General features: G+C 74.2%; 6 protein-coding genes. 4 read left to right on the top strand and 2 right to left on the bottom strand.

Going from position 1 to position 8,757, the window contains the following annotated elements; genetic code table 11:
• Positions 1-229 precede the first annotated feature (229 nt).
• On the bottom strand, positions 230-1,765 hold the full coding sequence (locus ACZ5XZ_RS31820; RefSeq protein ID WP_468984342.1) for a DUF2079 domain-containing protein: 1,536 nt from the start codon (positions 1,763-1,765) through the stop codon (positions 230-232).
• Positions 1,766-1,985: 220 nt separating this feature from the next.
• A complete protein-coding gene (locus ACZ5XZ_RS31815) occupies positions 1,986-2,759 on the bottom strand; it encodes a DUF4190 domain-containing protein (RefSeq protein ID WP_468984341.1) in 774 nt (257 codons plus the stop codon).
• Positions 2,760-2,967: 208 nt separating this feature from the next.
• On the opposite strand from ACZ5XZ_RS31815, the gene ACZ5XZ_RS31810 reads away from it, so the two are divergent.
• From ACZ5XZ_RS31810 to ACZ5XZ_RS31795, 4 genes are all read left to right on the top strand, one after another.
• A complete protein-coding gene (locus ACZ5XZ_RS31810) occupies positions 2,968-5,136 on the top strand; it encodes an N-6 DNA methylase (protein ID WP_468984338.1) in 2,169 nt (722 codons plus the stop codon).
• A gap of 260 nt (positions 5,137-5,396) precedes the next feature.
• Entirely contained in the window at positions 5,397-6,038 is a 642-nt protein-coding gene (locus ACZ5XZ_RS31805) for a hypothetical protein (RefSeq protein WP_468984336.1), read from the top strand.
• Positions 6,035-7,789 carry a protein kinase domain-containing protein gene (locus ACZ5XZ_RS31800; RefSeq protein WP_468984333.1) on the top strand — a complete coding sequence of 585 codons (1,755 nt, stop codon included), beginning with the start codon at positions 6,035-6,037 and terminating at the stop codon, positions 7,787-7,789. Before ACZ5XZ_RS31805 ends, ACZ5XZ_RS31800 begins: the two co-directional genes overlap by 4 nt.
• A gap of 115 nt (positions 7,790-7,904) precedes the next feature.
• Positions 7,905-8,576: a hypothetical protein gene (locus ACZ5XZ_RS31795; protein ID WP_468984330.1), complete on the top strand. Its 672-nt coding sequence runs from the start codon at positions 7,905-7,907 to the stop codon at positions 8,574-8,576.
• Positions 8,577-8,757: the final 181 nt, after the last annotated feature.

The following is an 8,757-nucleotide window of genomic DNA, read 5'->3' as shown; positions in this document are numbered from 1 at the left end:
GGGGGGTGGGGGTGGGGTGGGGGGGGGGGGGGGGGGGGGGGGTGGTGTCCACCCCCCCCCCCCCCCCCCCCCCCCCCCCCCCCCCCCCCCCCCCCCCCCCCCCGCCACCGGCACCCACCACCAACCCGGGGCCCCACCCCACAACCCTTCCGCTCCCGCCGAAGGCGGGAAAAGAACAACAGAAGAGGCACGGCGGGAAACCCGGCAACGTGGGCGACCCCGCCACGCGTCAGTTCGCAGAGGTCCGCCGCAGGACGAGAATGTCCGCCGCGCCGCCGAGGACGACGTACGTCGACTTCGCGTGGCGCGCCATCGCGTCGGCGAGTGCCTGGCGCGGCGTGCGGTCGTCGCGGAGCTGCAGGGCCACATAGTCGGGCGCCAGCCCGTCCGTGTCGCCGGTCCAGAAGACCCGGGTGCGCTGCGTCAGGCGGCTCAGCGGGCGGATGTCGGACTCGACCGTCGCGTCGTCGGGTATCCGCTCCAGCAGCCGTTCGGCGGCGGGGACGGACGCCGGTGTGCGGTAGGTGGCGGGCTCGGTGAGGCGGGCCAGGGGGAGCGTGGTGGACAGCGCGAGGGCGGCGGCCAGTACCGCGGCCGGCAGGTGGTGGGCGTAGGAGCGCAGCCAGGGGCGCGCGGAGACCCGGGCCCGCGGCAGGGCGTCGACCAGGGCGAGGAAGACCACCGGCATCAGGACGGCGTTGTAGTGCCAGTCGATGCCCCAGTAGTGCGGCTCGTGGGACAAAAAGCGCCAGCCGAGGGTGGGCAGCGCGACCAGCAGGAGCGGGGAGCGCAGGGCGAGCAGGCCGGTGGTGGGCAGCAGGACCCACAGCGTGGTGCGCAGGGCGGTGCCCAGGGGGATGGTGGCGCCCTGGCCGTCGGCGCCGAACTTGCTCCAGTAGTCGTAGGAGCCGGAGCCGTTGAAGGCCGGGATCAGCAGGCCGAGGGTCAGGGCGGTGGCGGTGAGGCCGAAGGCGACCAGCGCGATGGGCAGCGGGCTGGCGCGGCGGGTGCGCAGCAGGGCGAGTGCGCCGATGGTGGCGGCGGTGACGCCCAGGTCCTCCTTGACCAGTACCAGGGGCGCGGCCCAGCACACCGCGGCGGTCCAGCGTCCGCGCAGCACCGCTTCGAGGGCGAAGGCGATCAGCGGGAGCGCGAAGGCGATCTCGTGGAAGTCGAAGTCGACGGCCTTCTGCACGCCCCAGGACGTGCCGTACGCCAGGCCGACGGCCAGGCCCGGGAGGCGGCCCAGGTAGCGGGCGGCGGCGCGGGTGACCGGGATCGCGGAGAGCGCGAACAGGGCGGCCTGGGCGATCAGCAGGGTCAGGGGGGAGGGGAAGAGCCGGTAGAAGGGGGCGAGGACGACCAGGACGGGACTGAAGTGGTCGCCGAGGATGTTGGTGCCGGGGCCCTTGAGGTCGACGATCGGGGCCTGGAAGTGGGCGTAGCCCCGTATGGCCTGTTCGAAGATGCCCAGGTCCCAGGAGGAGCTGGACATGCCGCGGAAGCGGGACACCGACAGCACGGCGAAGCAGAGGAAGAAGAGACCGGCCGTCCAGTAGGGGTCCCATCGGGGGGCGCGCAACGGGGCGGTGCGGGTGCGAAGGCGTTGGGCGGCGCGGCGCAGGGGGCCGCGGTCGCCCGGGGGTATGGGGGCGGTCGCGGTGGTCGCGGCCGGGCCGGCGGTCCGGGGCGGCGGCACGGTCGCGCCGCCCTCCCCCAGGATCGGTCCGGGTCCGCCCCCGGCCGTTGCTGCGGCCGTGTCCATGAGGGTCCTCACTCACTGTCAACTGCCGGAAAGATACTCGAACCGGCGATGCGGGCGGCCCGGCGGTGGGTGCACGGTGCCGGCCCGGCAGTGGGTGAGACGGCGCTGCGGCGCCGCCCGTTCCCGGCGGCGGACGGCGGACGGCCGGCGGCCCGGCACCGCGGGGTCGCGGTGCCGGGCCGTCGGGGAGGAAGGGGAGGGCGCAGGGGAGCCGGGCGGCTCAGAGAGCCAGCTTCCAGTTCGCGGGGTCGAGCAGCAGGTCCGGGGTGATCTTGATGGAGAGCTCCTTGGCGGACGGCGGTGCGTCGAAGACCATCTCCACGCTGTCGGACTCGTTGGGGTCGAGCGTCTTCTCCCAGTCGTGGTGGAGGATGCCGTGCTTGTCGTCGGCGACCTCCTCGGTCTTCTTGCCGTCGGCCTCCGCGTCGGTCGTCATGAGCGGGTTGGTGGCCGCCTTGTCGCCGGTGTTCTTGAGCGTGACGGTGACCTTGTACGCCTTGTTGCCCTCGGTGTGGCCGCTGATCAGGGTGCTCTTGTCGACGGTGAACGGGGTCGGCTTCGAGACGGTGACCTCCAGGCCGTTGTTGTACTTCGCGGCCTGCCCGGCGCCGAGGTCCTTGATGTTGCTGCTGCTGCCCGACTGCTTGTCGAACTCCTTGTTCACCTCGTCGACGGCCTTGTTGACCGCCAGCACGGTGACGATGACCCCGACGACCGCGAGGACGATCGACAGGGCGCCCAGGATCGTGCCGGTGATCGCCACGCCCTTGTTGGTGGCCTGGCCCTTCTTGACCCGGCTCATGCCCACCAGGCCGAAGATCAGGGCCAGCAGGCCGAGCGGCCCGGCCAGCCAGAACAGGATCATCGGGATGCCGCTGAGCGCGCCGATGATGCCGAGGATCAGGGCGGCGACGCCGAGCCCGTTGCGGGGCGCCTGGTGGGCGTGGCCGGACGGCCCCTGGGGGGTGGGCTGGTAGTGCATCTGCTGAGACATGCGTAGGGGCCCCTTCCGGGCACTCGATGCGAATTCCGCTGAAGCGATGGGTCAATAAGAGCAGAGGCTGTGAACCGAGTCAACATGAAGAGCTGTGAACGGTTTGTTCACGCTGTGAAGGGGGAGGTTGTTCGATGATGGGTATGCTTGCCGACACAGAGTCGGGGGTCACGGGAGGTCGGGGGTCACGCGGATGGGAGTCAGCCAGGTGCCGGACTACGCAGCACCGGACAACGCGACGGACACCACGGCGACGGACGCCGCCGAGGGAGGCCGTCCGACCGAGGTGACCGCCGCCGGCATCGCCCGGCTCGCCGGCGTCGGCCGCGCCGCGGTCAGCAACTGGCGACGGCGGCACGCGGACTTCCCCAAGCCCGTCGGCGGCACCGAGACCAGCCCCGCCTTCGCCCTCCGCGACATCGAGCAGTGGCTGCGCGACCAGGGCAAGCTCGCCGAGGTGCCGCTGCGGGAGCGGGTCTGGCAGCAGTTGGTCGGGCACCCGGCGGGCGCCGCGGCCGCGCTGCGCCAGGCCGGCGCCGTACTGCTGCTGGTCCGCGACCGCCCCTCGGCCTGGCAGCAGCTGCGCGCCGCCACCGACGACGCCGAACTGACCGGCGTCCTGCCCGCGATGCTCGACTCCGTCCTGGCCGCCCGGCTCGGCGCCGAGCACCCCGTACGCGGGCTGACCCGCGAGGCGCTCGCCCCGTCGGCCGCGCTCGCCCGGGCCACCGGCGATCTCGCCGCCGCCGACGGCGCCGACCGCGCCTATGCCTTCCTGCTCGGCCGCCACCTGGACGCCAACCCCCGGCAGTACACCCTGACACCGCCGGGACCGGCCGCGCTGATGGCCGAACTCGCCGCCCTGGCAGGCCCGTTGCACACCGTTCTCGACCCGGCCTGCGGCGCCGGCGCGCTGCTGACCGCCGCCCAGGAGGACGCCGCGGACCCCGCCGGCGCCCCCGTCACCCTCCACGGCCAGGAGGCCGACCCCGACCTCGCCGCGCTCGGCGCGCTCCGCCTCGCCCTGGACGTGCCCGGCGCCCAGGTCCGCGTGCGCGCCGCCGACACCCTGCGCGCCGATGCCTTCCCGCAGCTCGCCGCCGACGCCGTCCTGGTCCACCCGCCGTTCAACGAACGCAACTGGGGCCATGACGAACTCGCCTACGACCCCCGCTGGGAGTACGGCTTCCCGGCCCGTACGGAGTCCGAACTGGCCTGGGTCCAGCACGCGCTGGCCCGGCTGCGGGAGGGCGGCACCGCCGTCCTGCTCATGCCGCCCGCCGTCGCCTCCCGACGCTCCGGCCGCCGGATCCGCGCCGACCTGCTGCGCCGCGGCGCGCTGCGCGCGGTCATCGCGCTGCCCGCCGGCGCCGCCCCGCCCAACGGCGTCCCGCTGCACCTGTGGGTGCTGCGCAAGCCCGGCACCGGCGGCCCGCCCACCCCGCGGCTGCTCGTCGTCGACACCGCCGACCTGTCCGCCGGCCAGGCCACCGGCCGCGACAAGCCCGACTGGCAGACCGTCCACGCCACCGCCGTCGACGCCTGGCAGGCCTTCGACCGCGACGGCGACATCGACGAAGTGCCCGGTGTGCGGCGGTCGCTGGCCGCCATCGACCTCCTCGACGACGACGTCGACCTCGCCCCGGCCCGGCACCTCCCGCCGCCCGCCGCGGCCGGCGGCCCCGCCGAACTCGCCCGGGTGCGCGACCGGCTGACCGCCACCCTCGCCCGTACCACCGAGCTCACCCCGCGCCCCAAGGCCGGCGACACCCTCCCCGACCTCACCGGCACCGCGCGCTGGCCACTGACCACCGTCGGCGAACTCGCCCGCTCCGGCGCCCTGGTGCTGCGCTCGGGCGGCGCCGGCACCGCCCCCGCCGAGGGAGCGCCCGCGGTGCTCACCGACCACGACGTCATCGCCGGCGGCGCCCCCTCCGGCACCCTCCCCGAAGCGCCCGCCTCCGGGCCCGCCGAGGAGCCGGTCCTGGTCCGCGCGGGCGACGTCGTCGTCCCCGTCCTCGGCGGCGGCGCCGTCGCCCGGGTCGTCGACGAGACCTCCGCCGGGGCCGCCCTGGGCCGCAACCTCACCCTGCTGCGGCCCGACCCGGCCGCCGTCGACCCCTGGTTCCTCGCCGGCTTCCTGCGCGGCACCGCCAACAACCGCCAGGCCAGCAGCTACGCCTCCACCGCCACCCGACTCGACGTCCGCCGCCTGCAGCTGCCGCGTCTGCCGCTCGCCGAACAGCGCCGCTACGGCCGGCGGTTCAGCGACCTGGCGACCTTCGAGGAGGCGCTGCGGCTGGCGTCGCGGCTGGGCGAGCAGCTGGTGCAGGGGCTGTACGACGGGCTGACGGACGGGTCGGTCGGCCCGGACTGAGCCGGCGGACCGGCATGCGGGGCAAGCGGAGAGGCATACGGGCAAGCGGAGAGGCATACGGGGCAAACGGCGCGGCGGCGCCCCCCGGGGCGGGCCGTCGGCCGGGCCATTCCGCGAACCCCGCACGCGCGCGCGTCGTCGTATATACGCTCGCAGGCACGTATGCGCGCCGTGCCCGCCCGCGCGAGGGGGTGGCGCCGACCCCACGGGCCGCTACGGAGACCGCCTCGTCCGCCATGTCCGATCCGTCAGGAGCAGCAATGCACGGCCCTGTCCCCGCCTACTCGCCGCACCGTCCCCCGGCGCGGGGGACGGTCATCGCGCTGCGGGTGGCCCTCGTGGCCGCCGCGGTGCTCAGCCTGGGGCTGCTGGCCTGGGCGCCGCTGCTGCGGGCCGCGCTCGTGCAGCGCGGACGGCTGGGCTGGTGGCTGTTCGCCGGCGACCTGGTGGCGATCGTCGGCGCCTGCGCGCTGATCACCGGCTACGACACGACGGACTGGCGCACCAACCTCGGGGTGGGGCTGCTGCTGATCCAGATCGCCGCGGCGGTCGCCTACTACCTGGTCGTGGACATCCGCGCCGCACAGGCCACCGCCCACGGCCCGGCGGCCGGCCACTTCGGCATGCCGCCGGCCGCACCCTCCTACGGCCCGCCGCAACCGCCCGCGCCGCTTCCGCTGTACGCCCAGGAGACCCAGCCCTACGGCGCGCACGGCGCGGGCCCGGTCAACCCGTACGCCATGACCGAGACCCGGATGCCCGCGCCGCCGGCCCGCCCCGCACCCGCGCCCGTCCACCCCTACCCCGCGCCCCAGGAGCGCCCGCAGCCGCAGCGCATCGACCGCGTACGTGCCGAGCTGGACGAACTCAGCGACTACCTCCGCAAGGAGGAGGGACGGTGAACGGCCGGGTCATCGGCGAGCGTTACGAACTCTCCGCGCTGCTCGGGCAGGGCGGTATGGGCCAGGTCTGGATCGGTTACGACCGCCGCCTGGACCGCCGGGTCGGTGTGAAGCTGCTGCGTCCCGACCGGGTGGCGGGAACCCCGGACGGCGAGGAGATGCGCCGCCGCTTCGTCCGCGAGTGCCGGGTCACCGCGCAGGTCGACCACCCCGGCCTGGTCACCGTCCACGACGCCGGCAGCGACGACGAGGACCTCTATCTGGTCATGCAGTACGTCGAGGGCGCCGACCTGTCCGACCACCTCGCCGAGCACGACCCCTACCCGTGGCCCTGGGCGGTCTCGGTCGCCGCGCAGCTGTGCGCCGTGCTCGCCTCCGTCCACGCCGTGCCGATCGTCCACCGCGACCTCAAGCCCCGCAACGTCATGATCCGGCCGGACGGTTCGCTGGTCATCCTCGACCTCGGCATCGCCTCCGCGCTGGACACCGACACCACCCGCCTCACCCACACCGGCTCGCCCATCGGCAGCCCCGCGTACATGGCGCCCGAGCAGGCGATGGGCGGCGCCGTGGGCCCGCACACCGACCTCTACGCCCTGGGAATCCTGCTCCACGAACTCCTCAGCGGCGAGGTCCCCTTCGCCGGCTCCACCGCCCTCGGCGTCCTGCACCGCCACCTCCACGAGGAGCCCGTCCCGGTACGCAAGCTCCGCCCCGACGTCCCCGAGGCCCTCGAAGCCCTCGTCCTGCACCTCCTGCGCAAGGACCCCCAGGCCCGCCCCGCGGACGCCCAGGAGGTCTACCGGGCACTGGCCCCCCTGCTGCCGGCCGCCGCCACCGGCCCGCACGCCGCCCAGGCCCCCTCCACCCCCCTCGCCCCGATGGACCCCACCCGCCCCTTCCGCCAGCCCCACGCCCCCTGGCCCGTACGCTCCTCGGGAGCCCCCGCCCCGGCCCCGACGCCGACGGCACTGTCCACGCCGCTGGTCCCGGCCCCCGAGCCTCCCGCCCCAGGCGCCCCCGTGACTACCGGCGGCACCGGCCCCGCCCGCCCGGGCCCCGACCCCCGCACCTCCGTCGCCCGCTCCTCCGCCCCCCACCCCGGCGCCTGGACCTCCGCCGCAACTCCCTTCCCCAGCCCGGCCCCCTCCTCCGCTTCCGCCATCTCCTCCAGTGCCTCCCCCTCTCCGGGGCCGGACGTCGCATCCGCCGTCGACGAGGTCAAGAGCCTGCTCGACCAGGGCCGGATCACCCACGCCGTGGACATCCTCGGCGGCATCCTGCCCGCCGCCGCCGAACGCCACGGCGCGCACTCCCCGGTCGTCCGCACCCTGCGCAAGCAGTACGCCGCCACCCTCATGGACGACGGCCAGTACCGCCGCGCCCTGCCCGAACTCCGCATCCTCGCCGAGGAGTTCGGCCAGGAATCCGGCGCCGGCGCGACCCGCCAGGCCCTCCAGTTCCACTACGAGGCCGCCCAGTGCCTCGAACAACTCGGCGAGGTCGCCCAGGCCCTGGAGGAGTACCGCGCGCTGCTGCCGTACTTCGAGCACTACGCCGACGACCCCGTCCGCCCCCTCGAAATCCGCCGCTCCATAGGCCACCTGCTGCTGGCCCAGGGCGAACGCGGCGCCGCCCAGGAGACCCTCTCCCGCCTCCTCTACGACGCCGAACGCCTCCACGGCCCCCACCACGCCTTCCCGGAGGAACTCCGCCGGACGCTGTACTGGCTGGGACAGGTGCAGGGCTGAGCGGGGATCCGTCCGGTCGACCGAACCCCCACCCACATCACAGGGTTCACCAGCGAGTTATAGTCGTCGGCGCTCGCTGGAGCGGGCGATTCCACATCACGGGGGACGACACATCATGCGTACGAAGTTCACGGCTCGGGCTGCCGCCTCGGCCGCCGTCCTGGCGCTCGCGCTCACCGCTTGCAACGACCCGGGGGGCGCGCCTGTGCCGCCCGCCAAGCCTTCGGCGCCCAGCACTCAACAGGGCATGGGTAGCTCTGCGGGTGCGAGTGGTGGCGCCGCTGACACCGGCAGCAAGGACGACGCACCGGCGGCCGAGGGCTTCGGGAAGACGCTCGCCATGAACGAGCCCGCCACCGCGACCTACAAGGATGACGACGGCCCCACCCAGCTGGAGATCAAGCCCACGAAGGTCGAAAAGGGCTCCTGGGACGACTTCAAGGGCTTCGACCTCAAGGACACCGACACCAAGAACCTGGTGCCTTACTACCTCGTCATGTCGTACACCTCGAAGGGCGGCGCCGAGCCCTGGATCACCACCTGGGACGCCAAGCGCGACGCGCTGGTCTCCCCGGACCAGGAGGTCGGGCGGCTGACGATGCTCGACGACTTCAAGAAGTGCCCGAACGTTGACCCGAACCACAAGCCCGGTCAGTTCAAGAAGGGCATGACCGAGAACGCCTGCAAGGTGTACATGGTGCCCAAGAACAAGCCGCTGTACGTGCGGTGGGGCGTTGGCGGAACCGGCGAGGACGTGAAGCCGATTGTGTGGAAGGTCCTCGACTGACGCGGTCGGTGACACTCGGCTGACGCAGCAACAGACGCCGCGGGCGACAGGTGCGGGACCTCCGACCTGTCGCCCGTCGCGTCATCTGACTACGGCCCGGCGGGCCGACCCGGGAGGCGCGCGTCGGTTGCCATCAGCGCACCGCCTTCGGGTGGGGGTGGCGGCCGATCTCGACGGTGCA

It is taken from the genome of Streptomyces sp. NPDC033270 (genome assembly GCF_055576575.1).
This window is presented reverse-complemented; position numbering and strand designations above follow the sequence as displayed.